This window comes from Bifidobacterium sp. ESL0798 (genome assembly GCF_029395415.1).
In the GTDB taxonomy this organism is placed as follows: Bacteria; Actinomycetota; Actinomycetes; order Actinomycetales; family Bifidobacteriaceae; genus Bifidobacterium.
The window spans coordinates 1,687,981-1,712,823 of record NZ_CP113914.1; the positions used below are offsets into that span (position 1 = coordinate 1,687,981).

At 58.6% G+C, this 24,843-nt stretch carries 13 protein-coding genes and 1 pseudogene; 5 read left to right on the top strand and 9 right to left on the bottom strand.

Annotated elements, in window-relative coordinates; genetic code table 11:
- Window positions 1-20 precede the first annotated feature (20 nt).
- The 6 genes from OZX74_RS07105 to OZX74_RS07130 form a co-directional block, all read right to left on the bottom strand.
- A complete protein-coding gene (locus OZX74_RS07105; RefSeq protein WP_277156242.1) occupies window positions 21-1,295 on the bottom strand; it encodes a glutamate-cysteine ligase family protein in 1,275 nt (424 codons plus the stop codon).
- Window positions 1,296-1,646: 351 nt separating this feature from the next.
- On the bottom strand, window positions 1,647-4,028 hold the full coding sequence (locus OZX74_RS07110; protein ID WP_277156243.1) for a glycoside hydrolase family 3 N-terminal domain-containing protein: 2,382 nt from the start codon (window positions 4,026-4,028) through the stop codon (window positions 1,647-1,649).
- 121 nt (window positions 4,029-4,149) lie between these two features.
- The gene (locus tag OZX74_RS07115) at window positions 4,150-6,339 is read right to left on the bottom strand and encodes a beta-galactosidase (RefSeq protein ID WP_277156244.1); all 2,190 of its coding nucleotides are present in this window, start codon (window positions 6,337-6,339) and stop codon (window positions 4,150-4,152) included.
- Between the two features lie 143 nt (window positions 6,340-6,482).
- A complete protein-coding gene (locus OZX74_RS07120) occupies window positions 6,483-7,856 on the bottom strand; it encodes a glycoside hydrolase family 30 beta sandwich domain-containing protein (RefSeq protein ID WP_277156245.1) in 1,374 nt (457 codons plus the stop codon).
- Window positions 7,857-7,982: 126 nt separating this feature from the next.
- Window positions 7,983-9,311 carry an MFS transporter gene (locus tag OZX74_RS07125; RefSeq protein WP_277156246.1) on the bottom strand — a complete coding sequence of 443 codons (1,329 nt, stop codon included), beginning with the start codon at window positions 9,309-9,311 and terminating at the stop codon, window positions 7,983-7,985.
- Window positions 9,312-9,704: 393 nt separating this feature from the next.
- A complete protein-coding gene (locus OZX74_RS07130; RefSeq protein ID WP_277156247.1) occupies window positions 9,705-10,337 on the bottom strand; it encodes a TetR/AcrR family transcriptional regulator in 633 nt (210 codons plus the stop codon).
- 211 nt (window positions 10,338-10,548) lie between these two features.
- Here OZX74_RS07130 and OZX74_RS07135 point away from each other — a divergent pair, with 211 nt between their 5' ends.
- Complete coding sequence (locus OZX74_RS07135; RefSeq protein WP_277156248.1) at window positions 10,549-11,676, top strand: NADH:flavin oxidoreductase/NADH oxidase; 1,128 nt, start codon at window positions 10,549-10,551, stop codon at window positions 11,674-11,676.
- Window positions 11,677-11,908: 232 nt separating this feature from the next.
- Here OZX74_RS07135 and OZX74_RS07140 read toward each other — a convergent pair whose 3' ends face one another.
- From OZX74_RS07140 to nrdD, 3 genes are all read right to left on the bottom strand, one after another.
- Window positions 11,909-16,948, bottom strand: a complete 5,040-nt coding sequence (locus OZX74_RS07140; protein WP_277156249.1) for an acyl-CoA dehydratase activase-related protein — start codon at window positions 16,946-16,948, stop codon at window positions 11,909-11,911.
- A gap of 202 nt (window positions 16,949-17,150) precedes the next feature.
- Complete coding sequence (gene nrdG, locus OZX74_RS07145; RefSeq protein ID WP_277157458.1) at window positions 17,151-17,870, bottom strand: anaerobic ribonucleoside-triphosphate reductase activating protein; 720 nt, start codon at window positions 17,868-17,870, stop codon at window positions 17,151-17,153.
- Window positions 17,871-18,218: 348 nt separating this feature from the next.
- Entirely contained in the window at window positions 18,219-20,615 is a 2,397-nt protein-coding gene (gene nrdD / locus OZX74_RS07150; RefSeq protein ID WP_277157459.1) for an anaerobic ribonucleoside-triphosphate reductase, read from the bottom strand.
- 397 nt (window positions 20,616-21,012) lie between these two features.
- Here nrdD and xseA point away from each other — a divergent pair.
- The 4 genes and pseudogenes from xseA to OZX74_RS07170 all read left to right on the top strand — a co-directional run bounded on the left by xseA (window position 21,013) and on the right by OZX74_RS07170 (window position 24,843).
- Window positions 21,013-22,271: pseudogene (xseA, locus tag OZX74_RS07155) on the top strand (exodeoxyribonuclease VII large subunit).
- Between the two features lie 104 nt (window positions 22,272-22,375).
- On the top strand, window positions 22,376-22,711 hold the full coding sequence (locus OZX74_RS07160; RefSeq protein ID WP_277156250.1) for an exodeoxyribonuclease VII small subunit: 336 nt from the start codon (window positions 22,376-22,378) through the stop codon (window positions 22,709-22,711).
- 156 nt (window positions 22,712-22,867) lie between these two features.
- Complete coding sequence (locus OZX74_RS07165; RefSeq protein ID WP_277156251.1) at window positions 22,868-23,074, top strand: hypothetical protein; 207 nt, start codon at window positions 22,868-22,870, stop codon at window positions 23,072-23,074.
- Window positions 23,075-23,235: 161 nt separating this feature from the next.
- Window positions 23,236-24,843, top strand: a complete 1,608-nt coding sequence (locus tag OZX74_RS07170; RefSeq protein ID WP_348519543.1) for a Re/Si-specific NAD(P)(+) transhydrogenase subunit alpha — start codon at window positions 23,236-23,238, stop codon at window positions 24,841-24,843.

Genomic DNA, 24,843 nt, shown 5'->3' on the forward strand with positions numbered 1-24,843 from the left:
CTCGTGGAAAAATATGGGTCTCACCGCTGAAACACCTCGGGATGAACCGGATCGCCGGGGATGTCGGCACGGGTGTCTTCAAGCCCGAGTGCGTCCTGCCATTCGTCCATAGACTTGCCGAAAGGCCGTGCCGCCATGCCGTGCGCCTGCAGATCGTCCTTCGCCAGCTCGACGTCGACGACGGAAAGCCCTTCGGCGAAAGACTTCCAGCGGGCAAAATTGGCATCGTCATAAAAGACGTTCTTCACGGCTTGCGTCAACAGTTCCGCGCGCTCGATCGGCAGCGAGTCCCAGTGCCGCAGCTCCACGAAATTCTTGAGCCTCACATCGTTGAAATGCGTCGAAAGGATATGGCCGACCTCGTATGCATTGAGCTCACGGTCGGGGTAGATATCGGCGGCATTGCGCCTGAAGGCGACGAATTCCTGCTCGTCTTCGCTTAAGTTCGCGGCTTCCGGCGTGTGCGTCAGGTCGGCGAACATCATCGGCGTGGCCAAGATGTCACGGGCGTAATCCTCCCAGCCGAAGCGCGGGTCGAAAAGCCCCGGCGTGATGCCGGCGCGTTGCGGGTCGGCCTTGTCCCAGATGCGTTGGCGCAGCAGCGGGAAGGGATTGCGCGCACCTTCAAAATACGGGGAATTGCGGAAGAACATGGAGATGATCGGCCCCAACGCCGTGCCGACACGCATTTTGGCGATGGCATCGGCCTCGTCACTGTAATCGATGCTCACCTGGGTGGAGGCCGAGCAGCGCATCATGCAGGGCCCGTACGAGCCGACATGGCCCAGATACTCGTTCATCGCCGCGTAGCGACGCTTGGGATTGATTGTGATGTCCGCAAAACTCGTGACCGGCTGATAGCCGTAATTGATCAGGCGAAATCCCAGATCGTCAAGGATGGGGTTGATTTCGGCGCGGAATCCTGCGTAGATATCAAGCAGTTCCTGCGGCGTATGCAACACGCCGATCGAGGTCTCGAATTGGCCGCCCGGCTCCAGCGACAAAGCGATGCCGGGTCGGGCAAGGCCCAGCAGATGGCCGTCCTCGACGAATTCCTTGTCGGGGTCATAATAAGGTCGAAGTCGCTCAAGCAGAGTTTCAATGCCGTCGGTTTGCGCGTAACTGACCGCACAATCGCTGCCGTTGCGTACGGGGAGATGCTCAATCTCGACCCCGTAGCCGTCGTTGCTTTCGGGTTTGGCGCCGGAAGCGAAGAAACGCAACAGACTGGCCACATGCTTGTCATTTACCTTCGCGCCCACATGCGCGTAACTCACCCGTGGAGTAATGTTCATATCTTTTCATCGTATTCGTTTCGGATTCGTTTATCGAGTAATTACGCGGGTTGCGCATCAAAATTCATTTGAGGCACAACGTTTGCCGGCCCGATTGGCGGCCCTGCAGATTCCTCGGATTTCCGCTTGTGTCGCCGCTTGCTCATGTTGTCGAGCCTGCCGCCATCCCCTACCCGGATGTTCCGCCACATTCAAGCCGCACAACCAACCCCAACGGCGCGAAAATGGCGAAACCCACCAATCCCGCCACAAACAAGCCACTTGCATCACCTCAGTGGCCCGAAAATGACGGGATTCGACAATCAAGTCGAGCGGACTCGCATACATTCCCGGGCAATCAGGCCCGGATCGTCACTCAACCGTGAATGTGGTGCGCTTCAGATCGCGACGACGGGAGGAATGGCCGACCAGCAGCTCGAATTCGCCCGGCTCGACGATGCGGTTGGCGTCGGCGTCGACGATGGAGCATGCCGAAACGGGGATGTCGAGCGTGACGCTCTTCGTCTCCCCCGGCTTCAACGTCACTCTGCGGAACGCCTTGAGCTCGCGGTCGGTCCAGCTGACCGAAGTGACCAGGTCGCCGATATAGGCCTGCACCACTTCGGTACCGGCACAGCTGCCGGTATTCGTCACATCTATCGAAACCTGCAAGGTGTCATCGACGGTAAACGGCGTATTCCCGTCCTCGATCTTCGGCTTGCGATAGGTGAAAGTGGTGTAGCCCAAGCCTTCACCGAACGCGAAGGCCGGGTCCTGGGTGAGGTCGGCGTAACGCCAGGCGTGCTGGCCGCGAATCTGGTTGTAATATACAGGCAGTTGGCCGGTATCGCGTGGGAAGGTAATCGGCAGACGGCCGCTCGGCGAAGTGACACCCATGATGATTTCGGCGATGGCACGTCCGCCTTCCATGCCGGGGCTCGGCGCCCAAAGCAGAGCATCGGCGTTCAGTGCACTGTCCGGCAACACCTGAGGCTTCGAACTCATCAGGACGACAACGAACGGCTTGTTCTGCGCCTTGGCGACATTGGAAAGCGCATCAAGCAACGCCACCTGACCGCCCTGCAGCCTGAGCGTCGCGGTGGAACGGCCTTCGCCAATCAGTGGGATGACATCGCCAACGACGGCGACCACGGCATCGGCGGTCTTGGCGGCGGCAACGGCTTCGTCGAGCTGAGAGTGGTCGACCGGGGCGGATTGCGCGACCTTCGGACGGGGCTGACCGTCCGCAAACGTCGGACCGGCAGGGTCATCGACGAGTTCCACCACCTCGGCTCCCTTGGCATAAGCGACTTCGAAACCGTTATCCTTGCCGATGGCGCGCAATCCGTCGACCACGGTTGTGATCATGCCCCGTGGCTGGCCCTTGGGCATCCAGGAGACCTGGCCGGAGTTGCCGGCCCAGTCGCCCAGCTGCGTCTGCGCGTCATCGGCAAGCGGGCCGACAACGGCGATGCGTCGAATGGCTTTGCCATCAAGCGGCAGTATCGGTTTGCCGGCTTTCGCAAGTCTATTGCCCCTGATACTCCATTGCCTTGTTCTGCCGACGTTTCCAGCGGCATCGAGACCACCCCAGGATTGCGAACCGTTGCGCAGCAGCACCACCGATTCGCGCGTCAGTTCAAGATTCGTCTGGCGATGTGCGTCATTGCCGATAACCGCGTCGATGCGCTGGCGATCAGGCAGACGAGGGTCCTCGAAAAGCCCCAGACGGAACTTCACGGCGAGAATTCTCGAGACCGCCTCGTCAATCGCGGACTCGTCGAGCAGCCCCGACCTGACCGCCTCGATCGCGCCTTCGTAGAATTGCGGTGTGGTCATCACCAGATCGTTGCCGGCCTTGACGGCATCGGCCGCGGCATGGACGAAATCGGGCTTGACCTTCTGCTCCCAGACCGAGCGGCCCACGTTATCCCAATCGGTGACCAGCATGCCCTTGTAGCCCCAGTCGCCGCGAAGCTTGTCGCTCAAGAGCCAGTGGTTGAAAGTCACCGGAACCCCTTCGATGGACTCGTAGCCGAGCATGAACGTGCCGACGCCTTCACGCGCGACCCGCTCGAACGGCGGCAGGAACCACGAGGCAAGTTTGCGATGCGACAAATCGGCTTCACTGGCGTCGCGCCCGCCCTGCGTTTCCGAATAACCGGCGAAATGCTTGGCACAGGCCAGGATGGCGTCGCGGGAGAGCGGTTCGCCCGCTTTGGCACCACCCTGATAGCCACGTACCATGGCCGAGGCGAACTCGCCGATCAGCGTCGGGTCTTCGCCGAAGGTCTCGCCCACACGACCCCATCGGGTATCGCGGGAAATGCAGAGCACCGGAGAGAAGGTCCAGTGCACGCCGGTCGCCGAGACCTCTTCAGCGGTGGCGCGTGCCATCTTCTCGACCTTCGCCGGATCCCAGGAGGAGGCCATGCCCAGCTGTTCGGGGTAGATCGTCGCGCCTTCCCAGAACGAATAACCGTGGATGCAATCATCGCCGATGACCAGCGGGATGCCGAGTCTGGTCTTCTTGCGTACCATCTCGGCGGCCTTGGGCAAATCGGACGGCCGGGTGTGCAGAATCGAACCGACATGACGCTCGACGATGAGATGCTTGAGGTTGCCGCCCCTGGCGTCGAGCTGCAGCATCTGGCCGACCTTCTCTTCGAGCGTCATGCGCCCGAGGAGGTCGCAGATGCGTTCGCCGTCGCTGAGGTTCGGGTTCTGGTACGGCAGCAGTTCATTTGTACTCATTTTTATCACCTTTGACTTTTTAGTTTGTTATCAAGACTATTGAATGTCAAGCCATGGCCTCGATCAGCCCGATGGACATCAATATCGACGCAATGTGCGCCTATCAATATCCGGACAGGCATCAGTACGACCCGTCTTCGCAGACAGCGACGACCAGATTCCAAGGACCAATACTCAATTCATCTCCGGCTTCGATCCTGGTTTTGGGCGTCGGAGCGGACGCGCGGTCCTCAAGCGCCGATCCGTCGGCAGCGACCTTGACACCGCCCACGATAACCTTGCCGGAAATCGGGGAGGCGAAAGACACCGAGGTGGCCGAGTAATTCAAGAAATAAACGACCTGTTCACCAAGCCGATCGACCCCGACCCGCACCGTAACGCGACCGGCAAGGTCGGCACCCAACGTCTTGACTCCCGCCGCTCCGGCGGCATCGTGAACTACGGCACGGGTCGCATCGGCATCAAGCACGGTGCCGACCCATTGCGCCCAACCAGAGCCGAAGGCATGACGCGTAGCCGCCGCGTAGGTTTTCCACGCCGGGTGTCGGTAACCGGCAAGAACCTGCGTATTGCCGTCATTCGGCTTGAGCAATTCAACCAACGCCCTCGCCTCGGCGTCGCCCCGGGTTCCTACTTTCGCAGGAACCTTCACGCCAACGGTTTCAGCGTTGCCACCTTCCGACGCAAAAGTGACGCCGACATCGTTCGGCCTCGTGAACTGGTTGTAGCTCATCCCGAACACATCGGTGAGGCCGTGCGGGGCCGGATCGTGCCAAACCGTGACATCGTCATTGGCGACGAACGAACGAAGCGAGGAAAGCAAATGGCCGCCCGCCTTGACATAGGCCCGCAACGTGTCGATGGTGTGCTGCGGGGCGCAATAGAGCGCCGGGGTCACCACGAGCCGGTACTGGCCCAGCGTTTCGACATCGGCATCCGTGGCCACGAAATCGGCTTCGATGTTCAGCTCGAACAATGCATCGTAATACATTCGGACGATGTCGTTATACCGCAGCCCGCCGCCGGCCGGGAAACCGGTTTCCAGCGTGAACCAATCGAGCGCCGTCAACGCCTCGTTGGAGACCATGATGGCGACCTGATTGCGTTTGTGCAAATGCTTGAGCCGGTCCTGCACTTCGGGCCTGGCGACCTCGCGCCCGAAGACGCCGGCTTCCTCGTAGGTCGGGTTCGGCTCGAGATCATGGCTCAGCAGGCCTTTCCAGTAGGTCTCGAAAGAGTTGTGGATGGAGTGCCAATGCCAGTACATCACGCTGTCGGCACCGCTGGCCAGATGGCTGTAGGCCTGAAGGCGAAGCTGGCCGGGATACGGCAACCAGCCGTGCTGACCTTGCGCCTCGGTTTCCAATACCAAATAGTTCTGCCCGCCTTTGATCGAACGGGCCATATCGCCGCCGAACGCGATTTCCTTGCCGGTCAGCCCGTCTTCGGTGGGGTGATAGATGTCGACGCCGGCGACGTCGAGCGCCTGGGCCGCCTTGAAATGGTCGACCGCCGGCTGCACGCCGAAGGAGTAGCCGCGCCATTCGTAGTCGAAATTATGGGTGATGAACTGGTCGCTCCGGGCGTATTGACGTACGATATCGGCCTGCCAAGCCAGGTATTGCGCCACTTGCGAGCGACGGAACTTGTCGAACTGCGCACGCAACGACTCGTTGATGGCACCGGTCACGTCGGGAAAATCCTCCCAGGCGTTGATGCGGTTCGACCAGTAGTCGAGCCCGAACGCGGCATTGAGATCGTCGAGATTGTCGTCGAAACGCTTGCGCAGATACTTCACGAAAAGCGCCTGCATATCCGGCGAGACGCAGTCATAGTATTTCGTCTCGTTGTCGACCTGATAGCCGATGACCGCGGGATTCTGGGCGACGTGGGCGATCAGCTTTCTGATGACCCGTTCGGCGTAATAACGGTACGAAGGATTGACGATATCCATAATCTGGCGGGCACCGTATTTGCCGGGACCATTGGCAGTCACGGCGAGCACGTCGGGATGCATGCGCACCAGCCAGGTCGGCACGGCATAGGTCGGCGTGCCCACGATAACCGAAATGCCGTGCTTCCGTGCGGCCTCGAGCACGCGATCGACATGCGAGAAATCGAAGATGCCGGGCTGCGGCTCACAGGTGCTCCACGTCGATTCGGCGATGCGAATGGTGTTGATGCCGATATGCCGCATCATCTCCATATCCGTCTCGACCCGGTCAAGGTCTTTCGGCATGTACTCGTCGTAATACGCCGCTCCGAAAAGAATCCTGTCCGGCAGCTTTGCCGTTGTGTTCGCTTCGATCATATTGGTTCATCCTTGCCTTACGTATCGTCTTCATTGAATACGCAATAAAAATAATAGGATGCAGGCACGGCCTCTGTCGACGAAAGGCAGCGACCGTACCCGCAAATTGCATCAGTGGTTATTGCACCTTGTTATCGTAACTTTCAGTCGATAACGAAGGTGTTGAACGAGCGCGGGGCCAGAGTCGCGGCCACCGCATGCGTTGCATCGCTCGGATCGGTGAAACTGAAATCGATCGGACGCTCGAGCGCGTTCTGTACCACCACGGCGATGGAGCCGTCGGGATTGCGGAAGGCGATGCCCATCGAATTGAAGCGTCCGCTCGTGCCGAGCCGTACGGCACCGGGCTTGACATACTTGGAGAAGTGGCGCATCACGTAGTATTCCGGATTGCGCGTCAAGCTGCCGGTTTTGGAGTCAATGCTGTAGAGCGAGTTCTGCTTCCATCCCCACGTGCTCAGGATCTCGGTCAAGACCATGTTCCAGTAGACGTAGGCGGTGGCGCCGGCACGGAAGTAGTGGTTCATCAGGTGGAACACGTATTCGGCGTAGTCCCAGGAGTTGTCGCCGGTGCCGCATTCGGATTCGGTCTGCTCAAGCTCGAGCTCCGGCCACGATTCGTGGGTGCGCGCGATGGCGTTCTGCCCGGCCCACTGGTAGCCGATGCCCTTGATATAGCCTCGCGCCTTGGCGTCGAAGAGGATGTCGTCGATGAAGCGGTTGTAGTTGTTGAGGCTCATGCCGTAACCGCCGCCTGTCCACGACATGTCCTCCGGCCCGTTCATCGTCCCGAGGAAGATGTCGGTGTCGATGCCCTCGCGTTCGAAGGCCGGTCCGAGGTAATCGCGGATGAAGACCTTGAGGTCGTGGCTCGACCACAAACAGCTTGGGAACTTCTGATCGGCGAAGACCTCGTTCTGCACATGCAGCTGGGTCACCTTGATGCCGCGCTTGGCGTATTCCTGGACGTAGCGCACGAAATACTTGGCGTAGGCGGTGAGGTTTTCGGGTGTCATCACGATGCGGCCGAAATTATAGGCCTTGGGGAATTTCATCCACGTCGGCGGGCTCCACGGGCTCGAGAAAAGCTGCATGTCCGGCTGGTATTTCTGCGCGCGTTGGATATAGGGAACCAACGTCTTGTCGTCGTGTTCGACGCTGAAATGACTCATGTCGTAGTCGCCGTCGGTTTCGTCGTAGCTGTACCATTCTTCGGCGAAATCGTTGGCCCCGATGGGTGCGCGGTTGAAACGGAAGTTCATTTCGTCTTGGCCGAAAAGCTCGTGGAACACCGTTTCGGCGGTGTCGGCGTCGGTATATTTGGTGAGCGCCTGCCAACCCAGCTCGTTGAAGCAGCCGCCGAAGCCGCGCACTTTCTGGAACGTCTCACCGGTGAGTGTCAAGCCGCCGGTATCGCTGCCGTTCGCCTCTTTCTGAGCTCCATCGCCGTGCGGGGAGCGTACCGTCGTCTCCACTAATTTCGCATCAGGCGTTGATGCAATCCATGTTGCAGTCATGATTCTGCCTTCCTTTGAAAACCTATTGATCCTACGATTCGTCAGCGCCCGGCGGATCCGAATCATCACGAATCCGTCAAGCACTGACGGCGATTCCGGCCGTCGCAACGACGACTTGTCGAATTTCTACTTCACGCCTTTGATCCACATGATGAAGACGCAGCCGATCAGCGCCAGCGCGATGGCCACCGGGAACGCCAGCGAATAGCCGGCGGCGACGACGATGCTCGACATGATCAGCGGCCCGCACATCTGCCCCAACGTCGTGGCGAGGTTCAGAATGCCGAGGTCCTTGCCCGCCTCTTCCTTGTTCGGCAGCACATCGACGAGCAATGCCTGGTCGACCGAGGAGTAGACGCCATACCCCAATCCGGCGATGGCGGCATAGAGGTACATGCCCGTCGTGGTCGGCAAAATCCATGGCATCGCGATACCGATGGCGAAGCACACCGAGGCCACAACGACCGGGACCTTGCGGCGGCCGATGAAATCGGAGAACGGACCGGCGACGATGGAGCCGACCAGAGAGACAACCATGGTGATCACCGAGATCACCGAAATCGTGGCCGCAGCCTGCTTGACCGACTGCCCGACATAGTTTTCGACAATATACATCTGGTAGACGCTGATCATCTGGTAGCTGACAAGCATGCACAGACGTCCGACGAACGCCTTGTAGAAATCGTGGCCCGTCGAGAACTTCGGCGGACGGAAGGACATGATCACGTCCTTGAAGCCCTTGTCGGCGGCAGGCAGATAGTCGGCCGATTCCTCACGAGGAATGAGCACGACCGCGACAATGCCGCCAAGGAACATCAGCACACCGGCCAACGCGAAGCCAGGGATCAGGTTGGTGACGAAAAACGCGCCGATAAGCGAGCCGATGGGCGAACCGATAGTGGACCCGGCCCCGTAGAACGCGGACATCGTGCCTCGGACCCCCGAAGGAATACGGTCCGAGATGGTCGCCGTCATCGGGGCGATCATGCAGTTCAAGCCAAACATGCACAGGCAGTAATAGACAGTGAGCAGCACTGCGTTGTTGGTGGTACCCGTCAGGAAGAGCATCACACCGCCGAGCACGCCACCAAGGAGAATAAAGGGAGTACGGCGACCGAAACGAGAACGGGAACGGTCGGAGAACGTGCCGAACACGAGATTGGCGACCAAAGAGGCCACGGCGGTGCAGGCATTGACGTAACCGATCAGAACATCAGGACGGATGCCGATCACCTGTTTGTAGTGTTCCGGCAACAGGACGATCGAGACGATGCCGAGTCCCGTCATCCAGAAAACGCCAAACATGAAGAATCCGGCACCGAATCGCACGAGTTTCTTCTTGGGAACCTTCTGACCGGTTTCGGGGCTTAAGGCTGGATCTTTTTCCGCCGCCTCTATCGCGGCATTATGCCTAGCAAGGCGATCGGCTTTGCTGGCGACTATGGAATCACTCATTGACCCACTTCTTTCACTATCACCAATGATCTACCCAATAACGATGGATTTCAATTTATCTATCGTTTATTAGATAAACGAAATAATAGTGAGCGGAATTTCTTTTGTCAAATCAGATAACTAATAACTTTATTCATTTTGGCTTCTATTTTTCCTCTTTTTATACAGTTATTCTCTAAAACAATGCAACAGTTCTTGCGATACATAATTGCAGAATGCTTATTTTCAACCGATCATCCACAAAATATGGAGTCTGTTATAACTTGTATCCATTCGATAAAATGTACTAAAACCTTTAAAATTCATTTTACCGACAATTTTTAACATATTTATCTAATATATATTTCACAGATTGCGCCAGCATCATCCGCACGCCATATCAATCCCACTGAATCACCGATAATGGTCCCACACCCCATCCGGGAAAATGACCTTTTCGAACGCCAGCCATTCGTCGTAAAGATCGATCGGAGGGTCACGCAGCCATCGCAGCTGGATGCCGTCCATGGCCTCGATACATCTGCGGACCACCGGTCGCATCTTATCGCCCCACGGACGAAATTCCGCAGGCAGGGCCCAATCGAATTGCGAATAATAGCCCCACACCGACTCGGGACGTTCGACGAAGTACTGGTGAAGAGGGTGCGAGGGATTGAACGATTCTGTTTCCAAAACCATATAAAGCTGCACCATCATTTTTCTGCCGGCATTGTGCCGTACCAAAAATCGCAGGTATGCAGGGAAAAACGGGCCTTCGGGGTCACTGCCCGGCAAGCCGGACTCCAGGAAATCATCCGGCGTGCCCGTCGTGTCATAGATATCGGTGATCAAGGGTGAGAGCAGACCGTCTTTGTTGCCAACGTAATGCAAAAGACCTGGCTGGCTCATGCCGACCTCATCGGCGACGTCCTTGAGCGAAATACCATTGAATCCGTTGGTGCTGATGAGCTTGGCAGCGGCTTGCGTGATTTCCTCTCTACGTTCTTCGGGAGACTTGCGAATTCGACGCTGTTTGGCTTTTGACATGGTTTCCAGTATAGGAGAAGCGCAAGTCACGCACGGAGAAGACGTTCCATACAGTCGACGATTATCGGTTATGAAAACAACCGTGCCGCGAATACGGCTATCGCACAGCAACGGCTCAATTGAAATCAGATTGCGGTGAGCCCAAAACGCTGCGGGACCGGCAACCACCTAGAATAAAGATATCTGAACCCTCGCAACCAAGGAGCCCGCCATGACCACAGACAACCGCAGCACCTTGTTTTCGCCGCTGACCCTTCCCACACCGGACGGGACGGGGTTTGCGCTGCGCAACCGCACCATCCTCTCCCCCATGTGCCAGTATGCCGTCGACCGTCAGGACGGGGTGGCCACCGACTGGCATCTGCAACATTACGGTGCCGTCGCCGCCGGCGGGTTCGGGCTGCTGACCATCGAATCGACAGGGGTCAATGCGGCCGGCCGGATTTCACCGCGAGACCTCGGAATGTACAACGAGACGCAGGAAGCCGCACACCGGCGTCTGGTCTCCTTCATCCACTCACAAGGCGCGGCTGCGGCGGTGCAGCTCAACCACGCAGGCGGACGCGCTTCCGGCAAACCTTGGCTTCCCGGCACGCACGGCGGTTCCGCACCTCTTGAAGACGGCGGATGGCAGACGGTCGGCATGACCGACCAGTCCATCGCCAAGGGCTATCGGCCAACGACGAAACTGAGCAAAGACGGCATCGAGCAGATCGTCTCGGATTTCGCGGCTGCCGCACGGCGTGCCGACGCCGCCGGCTACGACGTCATCCAAATCCATGCCGCACACGGCTATCTGCTGCATCAGTCGCTTTCGCCGTTGACCAATACCCGCGACGACAAATACGGCGGCACCGAGGAGAACCGGTTCCGGCTGACCCGCGAAGTCGTGGACGCGGTGCGTGCCGCATGGCCTGATTCCAAGCCGCTGGGCATCCGCATCTCCGCCACCGATTGGGTCGCCGGCGGGCTTGATGTCGACGTCACCTCGCGCCTGATGCGCGATCTGGTCAAGAACCACGGCATCAACTGGGTCGACGTGTCTTCCGGCGGTTTGGTCAGCACACCGCTGCAGCCTTCCGGCCCCGGATTCCATGCAGTGTTGGGCGCACAAATCAAACGCGCCTTGGCCGACACCGACGCCGTGGTCAGCGTGGTCGGCGGTATTTCCAGCCCTGAGCAGGCCGAGACGATGCTGCGCACCGGCCAGGTCGATGCCGTCTCGATCGGACGCGCCGCGATGCGCAATCCGCACTGGCCTGCGATGGCCGCCGCCCGACTTGGCGTCCCGTGCGAGGACAATCCTGCTGCACCGCAGTACTGGCGTGCCGAGTGGTGAGTGGTAACCGTACGAATCATGCGCTAGGCGCGATGCCCAACCATCCTCAGCAACGCGCCTAACGCAAACCCACACGCAACTGCGATAAACACGACACTCACCCACTTTAAGCGTCACCTTTATCGCAAAACGTTACAAAAATGCGCTATAGGCGACACTCTCGGATTCCAAGCGTCGCATATAGCGCATTTCCCTTATGCCAGAACCGTCAACGGCTGACAAGGGCTCAGGCTCAGTCGACCTTGGCCAGTTTCTGATCGGCCTTCTTGGCGGCGGCGATCATCAGCTTGATACGGTTCAGCTGGTTGGCCGCGGAGGCGCCCGGGTCGTAGTCGATGGAGACGATATTGGCTTCGGGATGCAACCTGCGAATCTTGCCGAACATGCCGCGTCCGGTGACGTGGTTGGGCAGGCAGGCGAACGGCTGGGCGCACACGACATTCGGGCAGCCGGACCTGATAAGCTCAAGAATCTCGCCGGTCAACAGCCAGCCCTCGCCGGCCTGCACGCCGATCGAGGTGACGGTGGAGGCGAGCTTCACCAATTCCGGCATCGGGGTGTCCTGGATGAACTTGCCGTGCGCAAGGTCGATGGCGCGGCGCACCGGGTTCAGGATGCGGTCGAGGCCCCAACGCATCAGCGCATAAACTTTCTTGTTGCCGCCCATGCCGGTGTTGTGTTCGTTCCAGTCGGTGATGTAGGGGCGGGTGGTCATGAACTCCATGATGCCGGGCACCACGGCCTCGCAGCCCTGTTCCTCGATCTGATCGACCAGGTGGTTGTTGGCATCGGGATGGTACTTCACCAAGATCTCGCCAACCACGCCGACACGCGGCTTGCGCGGGATATTGCGCAACGGCAGGGCGTCGAAGCTCTTGACAATCTCGTTCAAGAGCGTCTGATAGGGCAGATAGCCCTTGCCGATCTTCCGCTTCGCGGTCGCGGAATGGCCATGGTGTTCGATGGTCTCGCGCACGATCGTGTCCCACATCTCGTAGAGCTGGTTGGCGCTGCCTTTGACCTTTTCGTATGGGCGCACGCGGTAATGGCACTTCATTAAGAGGTCGCCGATGACCAACGCCTTGATCGCCCGCCACAGCAGCGTCGGGGTCGCCTTGAAACCGGGATTGTCCTCGATACCTTGGGTGGACAGTGCGATAACCGGCACCTGCGGATAACCCGCATCGACCAAGGCCTTGCGAATCAGGCCGTAGTAGTTGGTGGCGCGGCACATGCCGCCGGTCTGGGTGATCGCCAGGCAGACCTTGTTCGGATCGTACTTGCCCTTGATGATCGAATCGACCAATTGCCCCACGACCATGATGGCCGGGTAACAGGCGTCGTTGTTGACGTATTTGAGACCGGTCTCCACATCCTGCTGATCGGCCATCTTGAGCACGTCGAATTTGTAGCCGCCGGAACGGATCACCGCCTCGACCAGGCTCATATGCACCGGGCTCATCTGCGGGGCGACGATGGTGTAGTCGCGTCGCATGTCCTTCTGGAAACGCACCTTGTGGGCGTATGCGGACAGCGTGCCCTTGCTGCGCTTCTTTTTCTTGCCGTTGGCGGATTTGCCGGAGGTCGCAGTGGCGTTCACGCTGCCGGTTTTCGCGCCACCGTCGGCAACGCTCTTGCCATTGGCGCGGCGCGAAGCCTCTTTCATCGATTCGGTGAGCTTCGGATTCGCCTTCATCACGCTGTCGAGCAAGACCTGACGACCCGGGGTCGGAGCCTTGGAACCGGTTTTGCGGAATTCGCCCTGACGAGCGGCAGGGACTTCCATATTATCGGAATCCTCGGGGCCCTCGGCGGAATCGGCAGAAACAGACGAATCCTCTGCTATCGTCGCTTCGACGTTCTGCTTGGCGGTCTCGGCCTTGTTCGCCGCCGCATCGACGGCAGCCTGGGCCGCGGCCAATTGCGCCTTGGCCTTTTCAAGCTTGCTCTCGGCATCCTTCAGTTCGGCCTCGCGCTTGGCGGCGGCAGCTTCGCGAGCCTTCGCTTCGGCAGCTTGTTTGGCCGTTTCTTCGTCGGTCTTGCCGTCGGCCTTCGTTTCGAGCTCAGGCTTGGACGGGGCCTTGGCGAGCTTGGCCTTGTTGGCCTCGCGCTCCTCGATGGCCGCCTTGAGCGAGCGCAGACGAATCTTCGCCGCGCCCAAGTTGCTGACCTCGTCAATCTTGAGCAACGTGTAGACGTCGGCCTTGTCGGCCAAAATCTCGCTGACCTGGTCGGTGGTGATGGCGTCGATGCCGCAACCGAAGGAGTTGAGCTGCACGAGTTCGAGCCCCGGGTAGGACGCGACGAAATTCGCCGCCGCATACAGCCTGGAATGATAGGCCCACTGGTTGGCCACACGCAACGGCATGTTGATGACCTTGCGGTCGCCGACTTCGCGGAACCCGCCTTCGTCCTTGGCGCGCGGGTCTTTCTCGCCTTCGCTCAAGAACTCACTCAAGTGCAGGTTCTGGCCCGGCTGCAGCTCGCAGATGGAATCCTCCGAAAGCACCACCATGCCCAGCGAGCAGATGGTCTCGGGGATGCCATGGTTGATTTCGGGGTCGATATGGTAAGGGCGTCCGGCGAGCACGATGCCGCGGCAGTTGTGTTCCTTCATATAGGCGAGCGCGCGCAGGCCTTCCTGCTGCACGTCGTGCTTGAAGATCTTGTCTTCGGCATATGCGGCCTTGACGGCCTTCTCGGCCTCTTCGCGGGTGACATTGGTCCACGCGAATTCCTCGACGATGCGGTCGACCATCAACTCATGGTCGGCGAGGTTGAAGTACGGGCGCATATAGCGGATGCCGGGCTCGCGCAGCTCGGTCATGTTGGCTTCGATGACGACCGGGTAGTTGGCGACGATCGGGCAGTTGTAATGGTTGTCGGTGTCACCTTCGACCAGGTTCTCCTCGTAGGAGACGCACGGGTAGAAAATCGTCTTGACCCCGCGGTCCAGCAGCCACTTGATATGGCCGTGCACCATCTTGGCCGGGTAGCAGATGTTCTCCGAGGCGATGGATTCGATGCCGGACTGGAAGAGCTCGTGGCTGGAACGACCGGAAAGCCGGACCTTGAAGCCGAGGTTGGTCAGCAACGTGAACCAGAACGGGTAGTTCTCGTACATGTTGAGCGCACGAGGGATGCCGATTTCGCCGCGGTAGGCCTTCTTATCGGTGAGCCTGCGATAGGCGAAGACGCGCTTGTACTTGTAGTCGTAGAGGTTCGGGCGGTCGCTGCGCTCGGCCTTCGCGTCGGCACCGCGTTCGCAGCGGTTGCCGGTGACGTAGCGCGAGCCGTCCTGGAAGGTCGTGATGGTGAGCTTGCAACGGTTCTGGCAGCGCTTGCACACGTCACGCTCGGAGGTCATCGACAGATGATCGAGCTCGTCGCCCTCGACGATGGCCGACTTGGTATGCTCCGCACTCTCGTCAAGATCGTGGGCATCCTCATAGTGCATGCGGGCGGTCAGCGCCGCGCCGAACGCACCCATCAGGCCGGCGATATTGGGCCTCGTGACCTCTTTGCCGGTCAGCAGTTCGAAGGCGCGTAGCACCGCGTCGTTGAGGAACGTGCCGCCCTGCACCTCGATGGTGTCGCCGAGCTGGCCGGAATCACGCAGCTTGATGACCTTGTAGAGCGCATTGCGCACCACGGAATAGCACAGGCCCGCCGCGATGTTCTCGACGGTGGCGCCTTCCTTCTGCGCCTGCTTGACCGACGAGTTCATGAACACGGTGCAACGCGAGCCCAAGTCGACCGGGTGGTCGGAATTCAGCGCGGCCTGCGTGAATTCCTCGATGGTCAGACCCATGGAATACGCAAAGGTCTGCAGGAACGAACCGCAGCCGGACGAGCAGGCCTCGTTGACAGAGATCGAATCGATGACGCCGTCGGCGATGGCAAGGTACTTCATGTCCTGCCCGCCGATGTCGATGACGGCGGTGACACCGGGGCTCACCATTTCGGCGCCACGATAGTGCGCCATGGTCTCCACCACACCCTCGTCCAAGTGCAGACCAGTGGTGATCAGCCCTTCGCCATAGCCGGTGGCGCAACTGCGCGCGATCCACGCCTCGGCCGGCAGTTCGTTCTCAATCTTGCGTACGATTTCCACGGCCGCGTCGAGCGGGCTGCCGTCGTTGGTGCCGTAAGACGACCACACGATTTCACGGTCGTCGTTGATCAGCGTCGCCTTGATGGTGGTCGAACCGGCGTCGATACCAAGGAAATGCGGGCCTTTCGCGCCTTCAAGCGTGCCGACCTTGACCTGTTCGGCATGATGGCGTTCGTTGAATTTGCGACGGTCCTCTTCGGTCGGGAAGAGCGGCGGCATCGTGGCGGTGTCGACCGGCTTGTTCTTCAGCGCCTCGAGGTCGTCGATAATCTCTTGACAGCTGCGCGGCTCAAAGTGCTGCCCCACATCCAGTTCGTTGTCGTCGCCGCACATGAGCGCGGAACCGTAGGCGACATAGAGGTGGGCGTTTTCGGGGACGATGAACTTGTCGACCTTGCCTTCGAGCGCACGGGCAAAGGCCTCACGCAGCTCGGAAAGGAAGAACAGCGGCCCGCCGAGAAAGACGACATTGCCGTGAATCGGGCGGCCGGAAGCCAGCCCGGCGATGGTCTGCGTGGCCACTGCCGAGAAGATGGAAGCAGCAAGGTCTGGCTTGTCGGCACCGTCGTTGATCAGCGGCTGCAGGTCGGATTTGGCGAATACGCCGCAACGCGAAGCGATCGGGTACAAAATCTTGTAGTCCTTGGCCATATCGTTCAAGCCGCTGGCATCCGTGTCCAGCAGCGTCGCCATCTGATCGATGAACGCACCGGTGCCGCCCGCGCAGGAACCGTTCATACGCTGTTCAGGTGTCGGCTTCAGATACGTGATCTTCGCGTCCTCGCCGCCAAGCTCGATGATGACGTCGGCTTGCGGGTATACCTGGTCAATGGCCTTGGTTTCGGCGATGACCTCCTGGACGAATGGGACGTTCATATCGTCGGCCAGGCCCAGACCGCCGGAACCGGTGATCGCGAGGTTGATCAGCTGCGAGCCGCGTCCCTCTTCTTCGAGTTGTTTCTTGATGTCACGCAGCAACCCTGCCACCGTGGCGCGCACATTGGCGTTGTGACGCCGATAATCGGCAAACAGCACATCCTTCAAGTCGCTGCTTTTGTCGAGAACGACGGCCTTGACCGTAGTTGAACCGATATCGAGCCCGACCCGCAGGGGCGTAACCTCATGCTCCGTTGTCTTGGTTGTCATCACGTCAGCCATGCCTGAATCCTTACCATTTCCGTAAACTCACCGTGTTTTGCGTAATCTGACACTGTGAGTTTACACACACATACATTGCAAGATTAGTCGCCGCACAACCCATTGAACAGATACCTCATCACGATTCAGCTAAAAGAAGCAACTAGTGTGACCTACATCTCTTGACAACGGGAATGATTCATGCATACCCCCTTTGTCGCAATTAGCTGGCAGCACCTTCGCCGGCGGAGCGGTCCTTGCCGTAGACCTCGGGGATGAAGCGGTGCTGGTCATGCAGTTTCGGCCAGATAACGGGCGCCGTCGAACCGTTCTCATCGTGCGCACGCAGCGAAGCCGGCACGTCGATAATGCGCTGGTTGCTGGAACCACGGAACTGCAGGAGCGAATCGTGGTGATCCTTCATATATCGCCCGTCCACCAGAATATCGACATAATTCAGCAGCGCGAGTTTGTCGTCGCTTTCGCCGGATCGCATGAGCTCCTCCCACGTATAACCGGTCCAGCACCAGACATCCTTATCATGGCCGAATTCCTTGCGGATGCGTTTGGAGAGTTTCAGCAGCACGCCAGTATTGAGCAGTGGCTCGCCGCCGAGAAACGTGATGCCTTGGACGACGTCATTGCCCAGATCCTTGATGACCTTGTCCTCGAAGCCTTGCGTGTAGGGATGGCCGGCCTGAAAATCCCATATGGATTCGTTGAAGCATTCGACGCAGTGGAACGGGCAACCAGAAACGTATACAGAACAACGGATACCCTCGCCATCGGTCATCACCAGCGGCTTGTAGTCGGCGATCATATCGTGGCTCAGCTTCTCGCTCGTCCACTGCCCCGCCTTCGGATTATTGGCGTAGACCGTGGGAATCCACGGCCCGCGACCCGTTTCGTCCGCGGCGAAATCATGCAGCTTGCCGCCTGCCAGTTTTCCCATATTGTTCCTCTCTCAAATAGAACAATCCATCTCAAACCCAAGAGGTGGTTTTCTCTCTCATCAAAAAATCAATCATTACTTATACGAATCAATCATTACTTATACGAATCAATCATTACTTATACGGGCTATGACAGGGGTTATGACGATATTATTTTGGAATATCGCTACAAGCACCCCACCGCCGTTCAGTTGCATTGACGCACAATCCAACCATCATCCGGGACAATACCTCGGGTTAAGTTCAGCGCCGATCGCCGATTGTTTTAAGACAAAAGTAAAAGCGGCACACCAAACGATGAACCGCCTTTGCCTTTGTGCTTTTACCGAACTACCGAACTACTTGGCCTCTTCGTACCATTCGCGCTCGGTGCCGTCCTTCAGCACGACATGGCCGGTCTCGCCGCTCATGTGCTTGGCGCGGTGCGTGATCTCCTCGTGACGGCCGTGCACCATCGGGCGCTGCACCGGGTTGCCGAGGTAGCCGCAGGTACGCTTGGTGACGTTGCACTTGTCGGGGTCACAGTTGCCGCACTCAGGGCACTTGAAGCCCTCCTCGGTCGGCTCGAAGTCGCCCTCGAAACCGCAGACGTAGCAGTGGTCGATCGGGGTGTTGGTGCCGAGGTAGCCGATGCCGATGTTGTGGGCGTAATCCCACACGGCCTCGAGCGCCTTCGGGTTGGTCTGCAGAGTCGGGAACTCGCAGTAGTTGATGAACCCGCCCGAAGCATAGTACGGGAAGTCCTTCTCGTAGTCGAGCTTCTCCATCGGGGTTGGCGACAGCCAGACCGGATAGTGGAACGAATTGGTATAGAAGTCGTGGTCGGTCACGCCCGGCACACGGCCGAACTTCTCACGATCCATGCGGTTGAAGCGGTCGGTCAACGACTCGGCAGGCGTGGAATAGAGCGAATAGTGATAGCCCTCTTCCTTGGCCCACTTGGCGCACAGCGCGTTCATCTTCTTGACAATCGAAAGCGCGAATTCCTTGCCTTCCGCATCCCAGCTGTGATCCTGCATCCAGTCCTTGCCGTAGAAGACGCTGGTCGCCTCATAAAGGCCGATATAGCCCAGCGAGACGGTGGCGCGGTCGCGGTTGAAGAGCTGATCGACGTTGTCGTTGGCATTCAAACGGCCGAAAGCACCGTAACGATAGAGCGTCGGCGCGTTGATCGGCTTGGCCTGCTTGCAGCGCATGATACGGAACTGCAGAGCTTCGTGGGCGACATCCATACGTTCGTCGAAGATCTTCCAGAAGCGGTCCTTGTCGCCGCGCGATTCAAGCGCGATACGCGGAATGTTGACGGTGACCACACCGAGGTTCAGACGGCCTTCCTCCTCGTCCTTGCCGGTGTCGGGATTGGTCCACCTGGGCAGGAACGAACGGCAGCCCATCGGCGCCTTGAAGGAACCGGTGATCTTGACGAGGTTCTCATAGAAGAGGATGTCGGGGTACATGCGCTTGGTGGAGCACTCGAGCGCGAGCTGCTTCAGGTCGTAGTTCGGGTCGCTAGGCTCGGAGTTGATGCCATGCTTGACCGCGTAGGTGAGCTTCGGGAAGATCGCGGTGTGGTGGTCGCGGCCGAGGCCGAGGATGCGCACCAGGAAGATGCAGCGGGTGATCTCGCGGGAGAACCACGAAGTGCCGAGGCCGAAGCCGACGGTGACGAACGGGGTCTGGCCGTTGGAGACGCGGTTGGAGTTGATCTGGTATTCCATGGTCTGCATGGCGTCGTAGATGGCCTTACGGGTCATGATCTTGGCGTAGATCTCGCGGATTTGCTCGAGCTTCGGCGCATCGGCGTGGAAGGGAGTGTCCTGTGGGATCGGCTTGCGATCGGCGTCGAAGTGCAGGGTCTTGGGCTCGTTGGCCTTCAGCCCGTCGACGATCTGCTGGGCCACATCCTCCGGCATGGAATCCGGAATCATGGTGTGCGCCTGATCGAGGAACTTCTTGTAATCCTTGCGAGCGTACTCGTCGAGCATCTCGTCGGCGCGATTGACGGTCTGGCCGCCGTACTGGTCGCCCGCGATGTCCTTGATGATCTGCGTGATCTGCGTGGCCGCGGTGCCGATGGACTTCGGGGTGTCCATCATCGCGTTGCCCAGCTCGAAACCGTTGTGCAGCATATCGGCGAAGTTCGGCAGCGAGCAGTTGGTCTCGGCGGTGAACGGCGAGTAATCGGCGTCGTGGAAGTGGATGTCGCCCTTCATATGTGCGTTGGAGACGCGCTTGGGAAGCATGGAGAAAGCCGAGGCCTTGGAGACGGCGCCGGCCAGCAGATCACGCTGCGTGGCGTAGACGTTGGAATCCTTGTTGGCGTTCTCGCGCACCAGCGTCTCGTCCTTGTTGACCAGACGATCGACGGCGGCGTTGATATCGGTGGCCTTGGCGCGGTCGATGTCCCTGTTGAGACGATAGTTCGTATAGTTACGAGCAACATCATACAAATGATTTTCAACAAGTCCGTGCTCCACAAGATTCTGGATATCCTCAATCTTGGCCGGGCCGCTGTAACGCTCCTTGACTTCGCCTTCAATACCATTGGCGAGATCACGAATCATCTGTTCTTCTTCAGGACCAACCTCTTTGTTGAGATCCTTAAAGGCCGACTTCACAGCGGCGATGATGTTCACCGTGTCAAAATCGACAATTCGCCCGTCACGCTTTTCGACCAACACGGCCTTTGTCGCCGTGGTTGACTTTGTGGGCGCATCCAGAACCTGAGCCTGCATCAACTTACCCTTCCTTTACATCTGACAAAACTCCGATACAGAATCGCACAAATCACATGGATGAAATCACACGCGTGTAACTTTCTGTGTCTTCCATCACTATAGGACGCCCCAAATACTATATCTAGGGATTCAATCGGCGTTTCTCCCCCAGATTTAGTAATAACGGCGGAATAGTGCGGAAATTCATAGTTCAAAATTTTCACATTTATTTTTTTATCAGGATGTCTGGCGAAAGCCTCGAAAATTTGTCCACCCTTGAATCAAGAACCTTGAAATTCATCTCAAGATGGCCATCCTTGTCCTTCATCAAGAGGATTGTGGAATCATGGCATTCAATACGAGATATGGGTACACGGCACCCAACCAAAATGCGGGTCCGGGCGCAGATCCGGGACTGACAACCCAGCAAGGGCTGAGACGTCCCGGCGAGCTGCCACGGCTGGCGCGCGACACCACGCCCGAGAACCCGTGGCCGGTCAGCGTGGTCAGCCAGAAATACCACGACGCCGTACACCGCTGGCCCGGTTCGTGGATCGAGGGACAAATCGTCGAGATCAACATGCGTCGCGCCAGCTCCGGCTACATCACCCTGCGCGACAATTTCGAGGACATCTCGATTTCGGTGATGGGCTTCCGCAACTTCGTGGCCATGGCCTCGGGCTTCCATCAAGGCGACCGCGTAGTCATCCACGGCAAGCCGGACGTGTGGGTCAAAGCCACCCGCCTGAGCTTCGTCGCCGACGACATCCGACGCATCGGCGCCGGCGACCTCAAGACGCAAATCGACGAGCTACGCAAAAAGCTCAAGGGCGAGGGGCTGTTCGATCAGGAAAACAAGGTCGAGCTGCCGGAATTCCCGAAATGCATCGGACTCATCTGCGCCCCGCAGGCCCGAGCCGAAGGCGACGTGATCACCAATGTCAACCTGCGCTGGCCGGCCGTGAAGTTCAAAGTCGTTCATTCGCACGTCCAGGGCGTGCAATGTCCGCCGGAAGTCATCGCAGCCATTCAGAAACTCGATGCGGATCCCGAGGTCGACGTCATCATCGTCGCCCGCGGCGGCGGCAGCTTCGAAGACCTCATCGGCTTCTCCGACGAAGGCGTGGTACGGGCCACCGCGGCCTGCGAGACCCCCATCATTTCGGCTGTCGGCCACGAAGACGATTGGACACTCATCGACCTGGCCAGCGATCTGCGAGCCTCGACTCCCACCGACGCCGCCAAGAAAGTGGTGCCTGACGTACGCGAACAGTGGCAGCTCATCGCCAACGCGCGTGCGCAGATGAACATGCGCGTCCGGTCCCGCATCGACAACGAAATCCGTGTCATCGAAGGCTATGCAAACCGTCCCAGCCTCACACATCCGCAAACGATGCTCGAACCGCACCAGCGCTTCCTCGACGAATCAAAGCAGCGGATGCAACTGGGCTTGACACGGCTCGTGGACGATGCAAGCCTCACGATCGAAAAGCTCCATGCCAGTTTGAGCGCCCTGAGCCCGCAATCGACGCTCGATCGCGGGTATGCGGTGGTGCAGGCGGCCAACGGGCATGTGCTCGACGATGCAACAATGGTCTCCCCGGCGATGTATTGACCTTGACCCTGAAGCACGGCGAGGTGGTAACCGAAGCCAAAACCGTCAACCCGGAATAGAAAACATGATAGCCGGCAATCTCATATCGATTACCGGCAACGGCATCCGACTTTTAGACACAACGACAATTGAATAACACCCATCGATAAGTAAAGGACTCATAATGGCAGCAACAACCAATGATGCACAGGACAACAAGACCAAAGACGACAAGGACGGCAAGACCGCCGCCCCCGCCTCAAGTCTCACCGACAAGGAACGAGACCAAATCGCCAAGATGCCGTACGAAGAGGCGCGCGACAACCTCATCAAAGCCGTGCAGGCGTTGGAGGCTGGCGGCCTTAATCTCGACCAATCGATGCACCAGTGGGAAATCGGTGAGGCGTTGGCCAAACGTGCGCAAAGCCTTCTGAACGACGTGCGAGCAAAGCTCGAGAGCGCCGAGGCCGAACAGCAGTCGACGGCGGCGACGGCTGGTACTCAGTCCAATTTGGAGTAATTCCAAATTGGACTGAGCCTTCGCACGCGTCGGCGCGCTCACATCGGCTGCGTAGAGCCCACAGGGCTCTACGCTTAACGCCTCTGCGGATCAGCAATCTAACCTTGAATAACAGAGCCGACAACAAATTCATCCATACGTTCAAAGGAGAACACAATGAGCATCGAATATCGCAAAAATATGAAGAAACGTGCAAAGAAAGGCGACGGTTTGCCGCATGGCATCACAAAAGCCATGATTGCCCGCGCCGAAAAGGCCGCAGCACGGAACAAGGCCCGTGTCGATGACGGACAAACTTTCAGAGCGCATCAACATACAGACCGCGGTGCGCCATCCTCCAAACGTGGCGGCCAATATTCCTAAAACCGATATGGATCATATCGAATTTTCTCGCATAATCGACCGTACGTAAAATATCCGATTTTGCTAACAATGCATAATTATTGACTATAATAAGAGATAAAAGAACCCAAAGATGGGATAGTCGCGGCAACATGGACGTTGCATAGCAATAATCGTGATGTATGAATGTCACAGTCCCAAAGAAAGGAGCAATCGTGATTATCGGAATACCCAAAGAGACATCACCGGGCGAAAGGCTGGTTGCGGCGACGCCGAAAACCGTCGGCCAGTTGAAAAAGCTCGGTTACGATGTCACTATAGAAAGCGGAGCGGGAGAAGAGGCAAACTTCTCCGACCATGAATACCAAGAGGCAGGCGCAACGATTGGCCAGACCGCGGATGTCTGGAAAGCCGACATCGTCGTCACCGTCGACACCCCTACGCCTGATGAGATCTCCGGGATGAAGTCAGGTGCCATGTTGGTTTCCCGTCTTGCGCCGCACAGCAACGCCAAGCTGCTCGACACCTTGGCGCATCGCAACATCACGGCCCTGGCACTTGATGCCGTGCCGCGAATCTCACGAGCGCAGTCGCTTGACGTGCTTTCCACTATGTCGAACGTCTCCGGCTATCGCGCGGTAATCGAGGCCGCACAATCCTACGGCGGCATGTTCGCCGGACAGGTCACCGCAGCGGGCAAAACGGCTCCAGCCAAGGTCTTCGTGATTGGCGGAGGCGTGGCAGGTCTCGCGGCCATCGGTGCGGCCGCTTCGATGGGGGCCGAGGTCCGCGCCTTCGACGTGCGCCCTGAAGCCGCCGAACAGATCGAGTCCCTTGGCGCCACTTTCGTGCGTGCCGAAGGCGCGCAGCAGGAGAAGTCCGACACCGGTTACGCCAAGGCGTTGAGCGACGATCAGGAGAAGGCGACGCTGGCCTTGTATACCAAGGAAGCCGCCAACGCCGATATCGTCATCACCACTGCGCTGGTGCGTGGCGCGGGTGTGCTGACCCTCACCAAAGATGCAGTCGCCGGGATGAAGCCCGGTTCGGTTATCGTCGACCTTGCGGCCAGCGGCGGCGGCGACTGCGAGCTGACGCAGCCCGGCAAGAAGATCACCACCGAGGGCGGCGTGACCATCATCGGCTACACCGACCTCGCCAGCCGTATGCCGCAGCAGACTTCGCAGCTTTACGGCACCAACGTGGTCAATCTGATGAAGCTCTTGACCCCCAAGAAGGACGGCACGCTCACGCTCGACCTTGACGACGAGGTGCAGCGCGGCATGACCGTGACCCGAGAAAGCGAGATCCTCTGGCCACCGCCAAAGGTCTCGGTCTCTGCGGCAGCCAAAGCTGATGATACAGCCAAGCAACTGACGCCCGAGGAAAAGAAGGCTCGACAACAGGAGGCAAAGGCCAAGGAAGAAGCCATCAAGGCGCAAAAGAGCAAGCGCAACACTGTGCTCATGGCCATTGCGGCCATTCTGCTCGCCATCGCGTTGGCCTTCGCCGACTCGAAGCTGTTGATGACGTTCTCTATTTTCATCCTCGCGATTTTCGTGGGTTATTACGTGGTTTCCAACGTCACGCACTCGCTGCACACGCCGCTGATGAGCCAGACGAATGCCATTTCCGGCATCATCCTCATCGGTTCGCTCTTACAGATCGGCTCGGCCAATACGCTGGTAACGGTGCTGGCCGTGATTTCGGCGGCCATCGCCTCGATCAACGTGTTCGGCGGGTTCCTGGTGACCTATCGAATGCTCAGCATGTTCAGGAAGGATGCGTGA